This is a genomic window from Ramlibacter sp., from assembly GCF_036676645.1.
Classification (GTDB): Bacteria; Pseudomonadota; Gammaproteobacteria; order Burkholderiales; family Burkholderiaceae_C; genus Ramlibacter.
The window spans coordinates 29,694-42,752 of sequence record NZ_JAKFCM010000041.1; the positions used below are offsets into that span (position 1 = coordinate 29,694).

The following is a 13,059-nucleotide window of genomic DNA, read 5'->3' on the forward strand; positions in this document are numbered from 1 at the left end:
AGGCGCAATGACACGGTCTCTCTTCCGGCTGGAGGCCGCGATGTCACGGCCTTTTGCGGTCCGAGGCCGCGATCGGACCGCCCTGCTTCTTCAGGCCAGGAAGGCCTGCAGGCGCCCGGCCACGAACTGCGGGCGCTCGTGGACGATCCAGTGGCTGGCGCCGGGCACGCGCTCCAGCACCAGGTCGCTGACGTAGTCCTCGAGGCCGTCGACCAGGCAGGGCGGCAGCGCGCTGTCTTCCATCGCCCACAGCACCAGCGTGGGCAGGTCCACCGTCAGCGCGTCGCGCGGCAGCGTCACGGCGGCGGCGGCCGGATCGCCGGGCCGCGGCGGCCGCAGCGGCGAGGCGCGGTAGTAATTGCAGCCGCCCACCAGCCCCGCACCGGGCGGGCTGCCGGCGGGACCGTTCCAGACCTCGCGGTACCGCGCCTTGAGCGCCTCGGTCAGCCAGGACGCGCCGCCCAGCTGGGTGAAGAAGGCCCAGAGCCGCCGGTAGTCGTCCTGCGCGAGCAGCGCCTCGGCGTCCGGGCGGATCAGGAAGTTCATGTAGGCGCTGGCCTGCTGCTGCTGCGGGTTGCCCTGCAGCTCGCGCAGGAAGGTGCCCGGGTGCGGCGAGTTGACGATGGCCAGCCGGCGCGTGAGCTGCGGCAGCTGGTTGGCCAGGTTCCAGGCGATGGCGCCGCCCCAGTCGTGCGCCACCAGGCACTCGAGCCGGCCGCCTTCGGTGGCGATCAGCGCGGCGATGTCCTGCACCAGGTGCCTGGCGCGGTAGGCGCCGGCCTCGGCCGGGGCGCTGGACTGCTCGTAGCCGCGCAGGTTGGGCGCGATGCACCGGTAGCCGCCGTTCTCGGGCCGGGCGAAGTGCTCCAGCAGGTCGTCCCACACGAACGCCGCCTCCGGAAAGCCGTGCAGGAACATCAGCACCGGTCGGCCACGCTCGCCCGCCGCGCGGCAGCTGAGGGTGATGCCGTGCGGCAGCGCCTGCCGGAAGCGGTCGATCATGGGTTCTCCTCGTGCGTCCATTGCCACAGCAGCAGCGCGGTTTCGGGCACGCCCTGCCGCTTGAGGGCGGAGAACAGTCTGACCTCTCCGCCGGCCGCCTGCAGTCGCATGATGGACAGCGCCTTGGCCGCTTCGCTGCGGTTGAGCTTGTCGGCCTTGGTCAGGAGCACGAGGAACTTCAGTCCCTGCTCCACGCGCGGACGGATCACCTCCAGCAGGATCTCGTCCAGCTCGGTCAGGCCATGGCGCGGGTCGCACAGCAGGACCACGGCGCGCAGGTTGGGGCGGCTGACCAGGTAGTTGGCCATGACCTGCTGCCAGCGCTGCTTGTCCTGCTTCGGCACGGCCGCGTAGCCGTAGCCGGGCAGGTCGGCCAGCACCGCATCGACCGCGCCCTGCCGGCCCAGGGCGAACAGGTTGATGCTCTGCGTGCGGCCCGGCGTCTTGGACGCGAAGGCCAGTCGCTTCTGCTGCGTGAGCGTGTTGATGCAAGTGGACTTGCCGGCATTGGAGCGGCCGACGAAGGCGATCTCCGGGTGACCGTGCTCCGGCAGGAAATCCAGCGTGGGCGCGGTGGTGAGGAAGCGCGCCGTATGCAGCCAGGACAGGGCGCGCTCGGCGGGGGCCTTCGCGCCGGCGGATCCGGGCGCGGCGCCGGGGGCCGGCGGTGGGGACATGGGCAGGGGCATTGCGGCCGGTGGCGGGGGAGGGCCATTGTAGAATCCCGGGGTTTTGCGCCCGTAGAAACCGAACCGAGAGAACATGAAGTTGCACGCTAGCCTGCTCGCCGCCGCGCTCCTGGCCGCTTTCGCGCTCGACGCCTCCGCCCAGGCGCAGCCGGCCGCCCCCGCCGCACCCGCTCCGGCGGCGGCTCCCGCGGCCGCCGCGCAGCCGGCCAGGCCGGACGCCGCGGAGGGCGAGAAGCGCTATGCCGCGGTGTGCGCCGCCTGCCACGCGGCCGACGGCAATTCCACCATCCCCGCCAACCCCAAGCTGGCGCAGCAGCACCCCGAGTACCTGGTCAAGCAGCTGCAGGACTTCAAGGACAAGAAGCGCGCCAGCGCGATCATGCAGCCGTTCGCCGCGCAGCTGGCCGAGCAGGACATGCGCAACATCTCGGCGTTCCTGGCCGGCAGCCAGGCCAAGTCCGGCTTCGCCAAGGACAAGGACCTGGTCGCCGTGGGCGAGCGCATCTACCGCGGCGGCGTGCCCGACCGGCAGATCGCCGCCTGTGCCGCCTGCCACAGCCCCAATGGCGCCGGCATCCCGGCGCAGTACCCGCGCCTGTCCGGCCAGCACGCCGACTACACCGCGGCCCAGCTGGCCGCCTTCCGCGACGGCACCCGCAAGAACAGCCCGCAGATGACGGACATCGCGGCCAAGCTCAACGATCGTGAAATCCGCGCGGTCGCCGACTACATCGCCGGCTTGCGATAGGACAGGCGCACACGGCCGCGACGGGGAACCAAGCACCCCGCCGCGGGCACTACAGCGGGCGGGGATCCTCGGATGCCCGCCCTTTTTTCCTTAGGTAGCCGATGACCGCTTCCGCCCAGGCCCCGCGCCTGGCCCCCGCCCCCTCCGAACGCCTGCGCAGCGCCCTGGAACTGCTGTCGTCGATGCGGTTCGCCATCGCGCTGCTGACGGTGATCTGCATCGCCTCGGTGATCGGCACCATCGTCAAGCAGCACGAGCCGGCGGTGAACTACGTCAACCAGTTCGGCCCGTTCTGGTCGCAGCTGTTCCTGTCGCTCAAGCTCAATGCCGTCTACAGCGCCTGGTGGTTCCTGCTGATCCTGGCCTTCCTGGTGGTCAGCACCTCGCTGTGCATCGCCCGCAACGCGCCGCGCTTCATCGCGGACATGCGCAACTACAAGGAGAACATCCGCGAGCAGAGCCTGCAGGCCTTCCACCACCGGGGCCAGGGCGCGCTGCCCGACGCGCCGGCCCAGGCGGCCCGCCGCATCGGGCAGGCACTGGCCGGCGCCGGCTGGAAGGTGCGATTGCAGCAGCGCGCCACGCCGAAGGGCGAGGGCTGGATGGTCGCCGCCAAGGCCGGCGCCGCCAACAAGATCGGCTACATCGCCGCCCACAGCGCGATCGTGATGGTCTGCCTGGGCGGCCTGCTGGACGGCGACCTGATCGTGCGCGCCCAGATGTGGCTCGGCGACAAGGCGCCCTACACCGGCGGCGGCATGATCGCCGACGTGCCCGACCGGCACCGGCTGGCCTCCACCAACCCGACGTTCCGCGGCAACCTGCTGGTGTCCGAGGGCACGCAGTCGGGCACCGCCATCCTGTCGCAGTCCGACGGCATCCTGCTGCAGGAGCTGCCGTTCTCGATCGAACTGAAGAAGTTCGTGATCGAGCACTACTCGACCGGCATGCCCAAGCTGTTCGCCAGCGACATCGTGATCCACGACCGCCAGACCGGGCAGGCGGTGCCGGCGCGGGTGGAGGTGAACCACCCGGTCAGCTGGCGCGGCATCGAGATCTACCAGTCCAGCTTCGACGACGGTGGCTCGCGCGTGAAGCTGGCCGCGGTCCCCATGGACGGCAGCGGCAAGCGCTTCGAGGTCGAGGGCGTGATCGGCGGCAGCACCCAGCTCACGCGCGCCGCCGGGCAGGGCGGCGACGACAAGCTGACGCTGGAATACACCGCGCTGCGCGTGATCAACGTGGAGAACATGGCCGAAGGCAGCGGCAGCGGCAGCGGCGCCGACCCGCGCCGGGTGGACCTGCGCGACTCCATCACCGCCCGGCTGGGCGCGGCCGACAAGACCGTGACGAAGAAGGACCTGCGCAACGTCGGCCCGTCCATCACCTACAAGCTGCGCGACGCCGCCGGCCAGGCGCGCGAGTTCCACAACTACATGCTGCCGGTGGACCTGGGCGAGGGCGTGCCGCTGTTCCTGCTGGGCATGCGCGAGAACCCGTCCGATGCCTTCCGCTACCTGCGCGTGCCGGCCGATGCGGAAGGCAGCATGGAAGGCTTCCTGCGGCTGCGCGCCGGCCTGGCCGACCCGGCCCTGCGCGAGGAGGCCGTGCGCCGCTATGCGCGCAACGCCACCGATCCGGCCCGGCCCGAAGTGGCCCGGCAGCTGGTGGCCTCGGCCAGCCAGGCGCTGGCCCTGTTCGCCGGCGATGCCGCGGCCGGCGGCAAGGGCGCCGGCCTGGCGGCCGTGTCCGAGTACCTGGAGGCCCGGGTGCCCGAGGCCGAGCGCAGCCGCGCCGGCGAAGTGGTGGTTCGCATCCTGGGCGGCGTGCTGTTCGAGCTGGCCGAGCTCGGCCGCGAACGCGCCGGCCTGAAGCCACTGGAGCCGGGCGAGCGCACCCAGGCGTTCATGGCCCAGGCGCTGCTGGCGCTGGGCGACGTGCACCTGTACCCGGCGCCGATGACCTTCGAGCTCAAGGATTTCCAGCAGGTGCAGGCCAGCGTGTTCCAGGTGACGAGATCCCCCGGGCGCAATGTCGTCTACCTGGGCTGCGCTTTGCTGATCGCCGGCATTTTTGCGATGCTCTATATACGCGAGCGGCGCCTGTGGGTGTGGCTCGCCCCGTCGGGCTCCGGCAGCGAAGCCTCGATGGCCCTGTCCAGCAGCCGCAAGACGCTGGAGACCGACCGCGAGTTCGACCGCCTGCGCACCCAATTGCTCGGATCCCCATGAACACCGCTACCCAGACCCTGACCCTGAACGAAGGCTTCTTCTCGCGCCGGCGTCCGCTCGACTGGGGGTTCGCCCTGCTGGTCGCGGCCGGCGGGTTGTTCGCCTTCAACCGCTACGCGGCCCACATGGACGTGTACGAGAAGGGCATCCTGCTGGCCAGCATTCCCACCGCCGTCTGGCTGGGCTGGTTCTGGCGCCCGCTGCAGCTGCTGATGGCCGTGGTGGCCGGCCTGTCGCTGCTGGCGATCGGCTCCTACCAGGGCTCGCTGGCCCGCGCGGACGAGGTGTTCTGGCTCAAGTACTTCCTGTCCAGCCAGTCCGCGATCCTGTGGATGAGCATGCTGTTCTTCATGAGCACGGCCTTCTACTGGATCGGCATGGCCGGCCGCGGCGAAAGCGGCACCCTGGAGCGCCTCGGCTCCCGGCTGGCCTGGGCGGCGGTCGCGCTCGCGCTGGTCGGCACCATGGTGCGCTGGTGGGAGAGCTACCTGATCGGCCCCGACGTCGGCCACATCCCGGTCAGCAACCTCTACGAAGTGTTCGTGATGTTCTGCTGGATGACGGCGCTGTTCTACCTGTATTTCGAACAGCAGTACGGCACCCGCGCGCTGGGCGCCTTCGTCATGCTGGTGGTCAGCGCCGCGGTCGGGTTCCTGCTCTGGTACACGGTGGTGCGCGAGGCCCATGAAATCCAGCCGCTGGTGCCCGCGCTCAAGAGCTGGTGGATGAAGCTGCACGTGCCGGCCAACTTCATCGGCTACGGCACCTTCGCGCTGTCGGCGATGGTGGCCTTTGCCTACCTGGTCAAGCAGCAGGCCAGCGAGACGCGCTGGTGGAAGCTGGCACCGCTGTGGATGCTGGGCGTGGTGCTGTGCTTCGAGCCCCTGGTGTTCCGCCGCTCGCAGGAGGCCGGCGGCAGCTACTGGGTGGTGTACTTCGGCATCGCGGCGCTGATCGTGGCCGGCATCCTGTGGGGCCGCCGCCGCATCGCGCAGCGGCTGCCGGCCCTGGAGGTGCTGGACGACGTCATGTACAAGTCGATCGCGGTGGGCTTTGCGTTCTTCACCATCGCCACCGTGCTGGGCGCGCTGTGGGCCGCCGAAGCCTGGGGCGGCTACTGGAGCTGGGACCCCAAGGAAACCTGGGCGCTGATCGTCTGGCTCAACTACGCCGCCTGGCTGCACATGCGCCTGATGAAGGGCCTGCGCGGCACCCTGTCGGCCTGGTGGGCGCTGGTGGGGCTGGCCGTCACCACCTTCGCTTTCCTGGGCGTGAACATGTTCCTGTCGGGGCTGCACAGCTACGGCGAACTCTGACGGCGGCCGGGGGTCCCAAGCGCGTGGTACCGGCCACAGGCACTGACATCGCGAAAGGGAACCCATGCTGATCAAGACCCGCCGGGACGGCTTCAACCACCCCGCCGCCAGCGAGATCACGCCGCAGGCGGCCTACCGGCAGCGCCGCGACCTGCTCAGGCTGATGGCGGGCGGCGCCGCCGGGGCGGCACTGGCCGCCTGGGCCTCGCGCGAGGCCATGGCCGCCGTCCAGCGTCCCGGCAAGCTGCCGGCACTGCCGTCGCAGCCTTCCGCCGTCGCGGGCGCGGTGACCATGGAGAAGCCCACCCCCTACGAAGACGCCACCGGCTACAACAACTTCTACGAGTTCGGCACCGACAAGGCCGACCCGGCGCAGAACGCCCACACCCTGCGCACCGCGCCCTGGGCCGTGGAAATCGACGGCCTCGTGAAGAAGCCGGCCAAGTTCGCGCTGGACGACCTGCTCAAGCTGGCACCGCAGGAAGAGCGCATCTACCGGCTGCGCTGCGTCGAGGGCTGGTCGATGGTGATCCCGTGGGTCGGGTACTCGCTGGCGGAGCTGGTCAGGCGGGTCGAGCCGCTCGGCTCGGCGAAGTTCGTCGAGTTCCACACGCTGGCCGATCGCGCCACCATGCCCGGCATCCGCTCCAGCGTGCTGGACTGGCCCTACGTCGAGGGGCTGCGCATGGACGAGGCGCTGCACCCGCTGACCCTGCTGTCCTTCGGCATGTACGGCGAGGTGCTGCCCAAGCAGAACGGCGCCCCGGTGCGGGTGGTGGTGCCGTGGAAGTACGGGTTCAAGAGCGCCAAGAGCCTGGTGCGCATCCGCTTCACCGAACAGGAGCCCAAGACCGCCTGGAACAAGGCCGCGGCCAACGAGTACGGCTTCTATTCCAACGTCAACCCCGACGTGGCCCACCCGCGCTGGTCGCAGGCCACCGAACGGCGCATCGGCGAGGGCGGCCTGTTCGCCAAGCGCCGCAAGACGCTGCTGTTCAACGGCTACGAGGCCCAGGTCGGGCAGCTCTATGCCGGCATGGACCTGAAGAAGAACTACTGATGCGGGCGCCCGCGCAGCGGCGGCGGGCGGCGTGGCTGCATCCCGCCGCCAAGCCCCTGCTGTTCGCCGTTTCCCTGCTCCCCTTCGCCTGGCTGTTCTACGCGGCCGCCACCGACCAGCTGGGTGCCAACCCGCAGGAGCACCTGATCCGCTCGCTGGGCGACTGGACGCTGCGCTTCCTGTGCCTGACGCTGGCCGTCACGCCCTTGCGCGTGCTCGCCGCGCAGCCGGCGCTCGCGCGCTTTCGCCGCATGCTGGGCCTGTTCACGTACTTCTATGCCAGCCTGCACCTGGTCTCCTATGCCTGGTTCGACATGGGCCTGGACCCTGCCGAAATCGCGGCCGACATCGCCAAGCGCCCGTTCATCCTGGTCGGCTTTGCCGCCTTCGTGCTGCTGACGCCGCTGGCGGCCACCTCGTTCAATCGTGCGATCCGCGCGCTGGGCGCGGCCCGCTGGCAGGCCCTGCACCGCGCCGTGTACGCGGTGGCCGGGCTGGTGATCCTCCACTTCTTCTGGATGCGCGCCGGCAAGAACGACTTTGCCGAGGTGTTCGTCTACGCCGGCATCCTGGGGGTGCTGCTGGGCTGGCGCCTGTGGCGGCGCTGGCGCGCGCCGCGCTGCAGCCGGGCTACGAGGGATAGCCGGCAGCTTTCCTTTTCGCTTCCGTGCTTGCGGGCTGTCCCGGTGACCGGGTCGCCGGCGGGCGGGAGCGCCGCCTGGCGCGGCGGTGGCAAACTGCCGCCCATGAGCACCCCCTCCCCGCAGCTGGCCGTCATCGACGTCAAGCCCGGCGCCGCGCTGGAAAGCCAGTCGGGCCTGCAACTGCTGCGCCCGCGCATCTACGGTGCCTTCGTGCCGCCCGCCGGCGCGAAGCGGGTGGCGGCGATCGTGATGCACCCGACCAGCAACTTCATGGGTCACTACCTGCTGGAGCCCCTGGCCCGGCGCGGCGTGGCCTGCCTGGGGCTGAACTCGCGCTATGCCGGCAACGACACGCTGCTGCTGATGGAGCGGGTGATCCAGGACCTGGGCGCCGGCGTGCAGTGGCTGCGCGCGCAGGGATACGACCAGGTGGTGCTGGTGGGCAACTCCGGCGGCGCCTCGCTGGCGGCCTTCTACCAGGCGCAGGCGGAGCACCTGACGATCGACCGCTTGCTCGATGGCGACCCGGCCGGCCTGTCGCCCGAGGACCTGCCGCCCGTCCAGGGCATCGCCCTGTGCGGCGCGCACGAGGGCCGCTCGGCCCTGATGCGCAAGTGGATCGACCCGTCGGTGTTCGACGAGGCCGATCCGCTGTCGGCCAACCCCGACCTGGACATGTACGACCCGGCCAACGGACCGCCGTACGCGCCGGCATTCCTGGCGCGCTTCCAGGCGGCGCAGCAGGGCCGGCTGGCCCGCATCGACCGCTGGGTGCGCGAGCGCCTGGCCGTGCTGCGCCGCCTGGATGCGCCCGGCAGCCCGCGCGACCAGGTGTTCGTCATCCACCGCACCCATGCCGATCCGCGCTGCCTGGACCTGTCGCTGGACGCCAACGACCGCGAGGTGGGCAGCGTCTGGGGCAGTGGCGCGGCCGGCGCCCGCGCGGTGAACTACGCGGCCAGCCAGATGGGCCGCATCACCTCGCTGACCGCCTTCCTGTCGCAGTGGTCGCCGGCCAGCCGCGCCGACGGGCCGTCCAACCTGGCGAAGACCCGCGTGCCGGTGCTGCTGCACACCTATACGGCCGACCAATCGACGTTCCCGAGCACGCGCGAAGCCTGGCTGGCCGCGGCGCCCGGCCGCATCCGCACCATCGACGTGAAGGGCGGCAACCACTACCTGGCCGGCCAGCCCCGGCTGGTGGAGCAGGTGGCCGACGAGATGGCGGACTGGATGCTGGCGCTCTGACTCAAACCCGCCCGCGCCGCAGGCCGAGCAGGTAATCCTCCAGCATCCCCACGGGCCCCTGTCGCAGCCCCGCACCGCCGGTCGCCGGCAACCTGCCGACTTCCTGCCGGGCCGCTTGCTCAGCGTCCCGCAGGGCCAGGTGCGCGTGGCGCCGCGGCGGGTCGGTGCAGCCCTTGAGCAGGCCGGCCGCTTCCCAGTAGCCGGCGGGCGGGTCGGTGCAGACCTTGTAGTAGCCGACGAAGCGGCCGGGCCCTTCGGCCGTTTCGCAGGCGCAGAGCGCGAGGTAATAGCCCTTCACGGGGCCGACGGAGCGCTCGTGCGAATCCCAGTCCGTCTTCACCTCCAGGTTCACCGGGCTCATGGGGCCTCCCAACGATTGCGCCGATGGTGGGGCGGGCGCCGGCCGGGGCTTGTAGGCGCCGGTGACAAAGCTCAGGTTGGGATACACCGACACCGCTGGCCCGTTCGGGCTGGCCCGTCCGGGTGTGGGTGGCCCGCATCGCAGCCGTGCAGCGGCGCACGCGACCCCGGTTTTGCAGGCCCCGGCCATGGCTGGCCCAGCGCCCTGGCCCATCCAGGCTGCATGATGAGTTCATGTTCGCCCACCTGTCCCGGGCTCTTGCCCGCTCGCCCGCGCGCCTGGTGCGGATGGGGATCTGGATGTTCTTCGCAGGCGCCATCGCGCTGGTGTGCGCGGCCCTGGCGCAGGTGGCCGGGCCCGAGCAGGCCCTGGGCCTGGCGCTGGCTGCGCGCTACCCCTGGCTGCCCACCTGGTTCGTGCCGGAGACGGCACTGGGCTTCACCGTGGCCGCCACCCTGGTGTGCTGGGGCGTGTGGGCCATGGGTGCCGGCCTGCGCCTGGCCCGCACGGGTCGGCGCCGCTAGTCCTTTCGGGGTACCCCAGGACCGGTTTCGGCGGGCTTGGGCGGATGTCCGCCGGCCGGAGCGGCCCGATTCCTACACGGCCGCGGCGATATCGCCCGGAGCATCGACGGCTTCACCTGCCGGAGTCCGCCATGCATCGAGAGCTGTTCTTCGCGAGCGCTGCCACGGCCTTGCCGTTCCCCGAGAGCGGCTGGGTGTCCTGGGCGCCCGAAGTGGCCGACATGGCGGACATGGCGGATCCCGGCGCGCCGGCCGAGCCCATGTTCCGTTTCGCGGGCGCGCTGTCGCTCCTGATGTGGGGGTGCGCCTGCCTGCTGGCCGCCTGGTACGCCTGAAGGTGGCGCTTCAGCCTTGCAGCAGGCGCTCCGCCTGCGCCGGCGTGATCCCCAGCAGGTAGCCACGCGACAGCGTCCGCGCGAAATGCCGGATGCCGCCCGGCTGGTAGCGCAGCGAGACGCGATAGGCCTCCACTTCCGCCCACAGCCGGAAGGCGCGGCAGCTGAAGTACAGCCACCAGAAGCGCAGCAGTCCGACATCGCGCATCTGCCGGCAGTGCACCGCCTCGTGCGCCAGCAGGCCGGCGTCGCCGCGCACCCGCGGGTGCAGGAGCACCAGGCCGGGCGCGACGGTCATGCCGTCGGCCCAGAAGAGCAGGGGCGTGGTGAGGATGCGCATGGGCCGATTCTGCCCATGCGCACCGCGTTCAGGGGGCCGTCGGCGCTGCCGCCCTGGGCTGGCCCAGGGCTTTCAGCAGGTTTTCGGCGGTGGCCGGGGCCGGCAGCGGCGCCTGCCGGTCGCCGCGCGCCTGCGCCACCGCATCGCGCAGCGCCTCCCAGGCACTGACCGCCAGCATGAAGGGCGGCTCGCCCACGGCCTTGCTGCCGCCGACGTTGTCCTCCCGGTTGGCTTCGGGCCACAGCTCGATGTGGAAGTGCGCGGGCACGTCGCCAGTGGCCGGGATCTTGTACGTGCTGGGCGCGTGGGTGGCGAGCTTGCCGTCGCCGCTCCAGACCAGCTCTTCGGTCGTCAGCCAGCCCACGCCCTGGATGAACCCGCCTTCGATCTGGCCCATGTCGATGGCCGGGTTCAGCGAGGTGCCCACGTCGTGCAGGATGTCCACGGCCAGCAGCCGGCTCTCGCCGGTCAGGGTGTCGATCGCCACCTCGGTGCAGGCCGCGCCATAGGCGAAATAGAAGAAGGGGCGGCCGGTCAGGGTGGCCTTGTCGTAGTGGATCTTGGGCGTGCGGTAGAAGCCGTCGCTCCACAGCTGGATGCGGTTGGCGTAGGCGGCCTTGACCACCTCGTCGAAGCTGCGCGTGGCCTTGGGCGAGATGACCTGGCCGCCGCGCAGGGTCACGGCGCCGGCGCCGCAGCCGTCCAGCCCGGCGACGAAGGCCGCCAGGTTGTCGCGCACCTTGCGCGCGGCGAACTGGGCGGCGCGGCCGTTCAGGTCGGCGCTGCTGGACGCCGCCGTCGCCGACGCGTTGGGCACCTTGCCGGTCTCGGTGGCGGTGCAGCGCACGCGCTCGAAGGGCACGCCCAATTCGTCGGCCACCACCTGCATCACCTTGGTGTGCAGGCCCTGGCCCATCTCGGTGCCGCCGTGGTTGACCTGCACGCTGCCGTCGGTGAACACGTGCACCAGCGCGCCGGCCTGGTTGAAGAAGGTGGCGGTGAAGCTGATGCCGAACTTGACCGGCGTGATGGCGAGGCCGCGCTTGATGATCGGGCTGCGCGCGTTCCAGGCGGCGATTTCCTTGCGGCGCTGGCGGTAGCGCGAGGTCCGCTCAAGCTGGTCGATCAACGGCTGCAGGATGTTGTCCTCCACCTTCATCTGGTAGTGGGTGACGTTGCGCTCCTCCACCCCGTACAGGTTGGCCTTGCGCACGTCCAGCGGGTCCTTGCCCAGGTGGCGCGCGATCTCGCCCAGGATGGCCTCGATCAGGATCACGCCCTGCGGCCCGCCGAAGCCGCGGAAGGCGGTGTGGCTCTGGGTGTTGGTCTTGCAGCGGTACGACGCGATCTCCACGTCGCCCAGGAAGTAGGCGTTGTCGGTGTGGAACACCGCGCGGTCCGCGACCGGCCCCGACAGGTCGGCCGAGAAGCCGCAGTTGGCCAGCATCGCGATCTTCAGGCCGGTCAGGCGGCCGTCGTCGTCGAAGCCGGCGTCCCAGTCGAACGCGAAGGAATGGCGCTTGCCGGTGACCATGAAGTCGTCGTCGCGGTCCAGCCGCAGCTTGACCGGCCGGCCGAACTTGCGCGCCGCCAGCGCCGCCCACACCGCCATGTGCCCGGCCTGCGTTTCCTTGCCGCCGAAGCCGCCGCCCATGCGCCGGCACTCCACCGTCACCGCGTTGTTCTCCAGGCCGAGCGCATGCGCGACCCAGTGCTGCACCTCGCCGGGGTGCTGGGTGCTGGAGTGGATCCACCACTGGTCCTGCTCCAGCGGCAGCGCGTAGGCGACCTGGCCTTCCAGGTAGAAGTGCTCCTGGCCGCCGACTTCGAGCTGGCCGGACAGGCGATGGCGCGCGGCCGACAGCGCTGCTTCCGGCTCGCCGCGGCGCACCACCACCGGCGGCAGCACGTAGCTTTGCTTCGCGCGCGCCTCGCGCACGTCCAGCACCGGCGGCAGCGGCTCGATGTCGAGCTTGACGTGGCGCGCGGCGCGGCGCGCCTGCATCACGGTATCGGCGACCACCAGGCCGGCCACCTGGCCGACGTGCTGCACGGTGTCGCGCGCGAACACCGGTTCATCGTGCACGAAGGTGGCCAGCACCGGGTCACCCGGGATGTCGCCGGCCAGCACCACGCCGTGCACGCCCGGCATCGCCTGCGCTGCCGCGACGTCGATGCCGCGCAGTCGCCCATGCGCCACGGTGGACAGGATGGGCGCCGCGAACAGCGTGCCCTTGACCTCGGGGATGTCGTCGACGTAGGTGGCGGTGCCGGTCACCTGGGCGCGCGCGCTCTCGTGCGGGTGAGCGCGGCCGACCGCCGGCTGCGGGCTGGCCGGGGCGTGCCGGGAGATCGTCGCCGGCGCCAGGTTGCGCTCGCCCGCATCGGCTGGGCCGCCGGGGCCCAGGCCGGTCGCGGAAGTGAATTCGCCGTCGCGCGCGTTCATGATGCGCTCCCCCCCTCCTTGCGGGCAGATCCTGTCCCGGACCCGATCGTGGGACCCGCGATCCACTCGTCCTTGTCATGGCGGGCTTGACCCGCGATCCACCCGTCCTTGTCAT

Annotated in this window: 11 protein-coding genes and 1 pseudogene; 7 read left to right on the top strand and 5 right to left on the bottom strand. The window is 71.1% G+C overall.

Translation table 11 applies throughout. The features are described 5' to 3' along the window. Positions 1-90: 90 nt before the first annotated feature. Complete coding sequence (locus tag V6M57_RS06815) at positions 91-1,002, bottom strand: alpha/beta fold hydrolase (protein WP_332814238.1); 912 nt, start codon at positions 1,000-1,002, stop codon at positions 91-93. After that, the gene (gene yihA, locus V6M57_RS06820; RefSeq protein WP_332814239.1) at positions 999-1,679 is read right to left on the bottom strand and encodes a ribosome biogenesis GTP-binding protein YihA/YsxC; all 681 of its coding nucleotides are present in this window, start codon (positions 1,677-1,679) and stop codon (positions 999-1,001) included. The genes V6M57_RS06815 and yihA overlap by 4 nt, the downstream gene beginning before the upstream one ends. An 85-nt stretch (positions 1,680-1,764) precedes the next feature. On the opposite strand from yihA, the gene V6M57_RS06825 reads away from it, so the two are divergent. The 5 genes and pseudogenes from V6M57_RS06825 to V6M57_RS06845 form a co-directional block, all read left to right on the top strand. Continuing rightward, a complete protein-coding gene (locus V6M57_RS06825; RefSeq protein ID WP_332814240.1) occupies positions 1,765-2,439 on the top strand; it encodes a c-type cytochrome in 675 nt (224 codons plus the stop codon). 101 nt (positions 2,440-2,540) lie between these two features. Further along, on the top strand, positions 2,541-4,670 hold the full coding sequence (locus tag V6M57_RS06830; RefSeq protein ID WP_332814241.1) for a cytochrome c biogenesis protein ResB: 2,130 nt from the start codon (positions 2,541-2,543) through the stop codon (positions 4,668-4,670). Next, positions 4,667-5,986, top strand: a complete 1,320-nt coding sequence (ccsB, locus tag V6M57_RS06835; RefSeq protein ID WP_332814242.1) for a c-type cytochrome biogenesis protein CcsB — start codon at positions 4,667-4,669, stop codon at positions 5,984-5,986. Before V6M57_RS06830 ends, ccsB begins: the two co-directional genes overlap by 4 nt. Before the next feature lie 64 nt (positions 5,987-6,050). Beyond that, positions 6,051-7,046 (top strand): protein-methionine-sulfoxide reductase catalytic subunit MsrP, encoded by a 996-nt coding sequence (gene msrP, locus V6M57_RS06840; RefSeq protein ID WP_332814243.1) that lies wholly within the window; start codon positions 6,051-6,053, stop codon positions 7,044-7,046. After that, positions 7,046-7,663, top strand: a pseudogene (locus tag V6M57_RS06845) (sulfite oxidase heme-binding subunit YedZ); the annotation flags it as partial. The gene msrP and the pseudogene V6M57_RS06845, both read left to right, overlap by 1 nt. A gap of 1,276 nt (positions 7,664-8,939) precedes the next feature. Here the strand turns inward: V6M57_RS06845 and V6M57_RS06850 are convergent. Then, entirely contained in the window at positions 8,940-9,299 is a 360-nt protein-coding gene (locus tag V6M57_RS06850; protein ID WP_332814244.1) for a hypothetical protein, read from the bottom strand. Between the two features lie 233 nt (positions 9,300-9,532). On the opposite strand from V6M57_RS06850, the gene V6M57_RS06855 reads away from it, so the two are divergent. Then, the gene (locus V6M57_RS06855; RefSeq protein WP_332814245.1) at positions 9,533-9,823 is read left to right on the top strand and encodes a hypothetical protein; all 291 of its coding nucleotides are present in this window, start codon (positions 9,533-9,535) and stop codon (positions 9,821-9,823) included. Positions 9,824-9,954: 131 nt separating this feature from the next. Continuing rightward, positions 9,955-10,158: a hypothetical protein gene (locus V6M57_RS06860; RefSeq protein ID WP_332814246.1), complete on the top strand. Its 204-nt coding sequence runs from the start codon at positions 9,955-9,957 to the stop codon at positions 10,156-10,158. 10 nt (positions 10,159-10,168) lie between these two features. Here V6M57_RS06860 and V6M57_RS06865 read toward each other — a convergent pair whose 3' ends face one another. Continuing rightward, the gene (locus tag V6M57_RS06865; protein WP_332814247.1) at positions 10,169-10,498 is read right to left on the bottom strand and encodes a hypothetical protein; all 330 of its coding nucleotides are present in this window, start codon (positions 10,496-10,498) and stop codon (positions 10,169-10,171) included. Between the two features lie 28 nt (positions 10,499-10,526). Continuing rightward, a complete protein-coding gene (gene xdhB, locus V6M57_RS06870; protein ID WP_332814248.1) occupies positions 10,527-12,944 on the bottom strand; it encodes a xanthine dehydrogenase molybdopterin binding subunit in 2,418 nt (805 codons plus the stop codon). Positions 12,945-13,059 lie beyond the last annotated feature (115 nt).

What these genes read in the sequence shown, in the direction of transcription:
- V6M57_RS06815 (WP_332814238.1), bottom strand. Translation starts at nt 1,002, where the DNA reads ATGATCGACCGCTTCCGGCAGGCGCTGCCGCACGGCATCACCCTCAGC.
- yihA (WP_332814239.1), bottom strand. Translation starts at nt 1,679, where the DNA reads ATGTCCCCACCGCCGGCCCCCGGCGCCGCGCCCGGATCCGCCGGCGCG.
- V6M57_RS06825 (WP_332814240.1), top strand. Translation starts at nt 1,765, where the DNA reads ATGAAGTTGCACGCTAGCCTGCTCGCCGCCGCGCTCCTGGCCGCTTTC.
- V6M57_RS06830 (WP_332814241.1), top strand. Translation starts at nt 2,541, where the DNA reads ATGACCGCTTCCGCCCAGGCCCCGCGCCTGGCCCCCGCCCCCTCCGAA.
- ccsB (WP_332814242.1), top strand. Translation starts at nt 4,667, where the DNA reads ATGAACACCGCTACCCAGACCCTGACCCTGAACGAAGGCTTCTTCTCG.
- msrP (WP_332814243.1), top strand. Translation starts at nt 6,051, where the DNA reads ATGCTGATCAAGACCCGCCGGGACGGCTTCAACCACCCCGCCGCCAGC.
- V6M57_RS06850 (WP_332814244.1), bottom strand. Translation starts at nt 9,299, where the DNA reads ATGAGCCCGGTGAACCTGGAGGTGAAGACGGACTGGGATTCGCACGAG.
- V6M57_RS06855 (WP_332814245.1), top strand. Translation starts at nt 9,533, where the DNA reads ATGTTCGCCCACCTGTCCCGGGCTCTTGCCCGCTCGCCCGCGCGCCTG.
- V6M57_RS06860 (WP_332814246.1), top strand. Translation starts at nt 9,955, where the DNA reads ATGCATCGAGAGCTGTTCTTCGCGAGCGCTGCCACGGCCTTGCCGTTC.
- V6M57_RS06865 (WP_332814247.1), bottom strand. Translation starts at nt 10,498, where the DNA reads ATGCGCATCCTCACCACGCCCCTGCTCTTCTGGGCCGACGGCATGACC.
- xdhB (WP_332814248.1), bottom strand. Translation starts at nt 12,944, where the DNA reads ATGAACGCGCGCGACGGCGAATTCACTTCCGCGACCGGCCTGGGCCCC.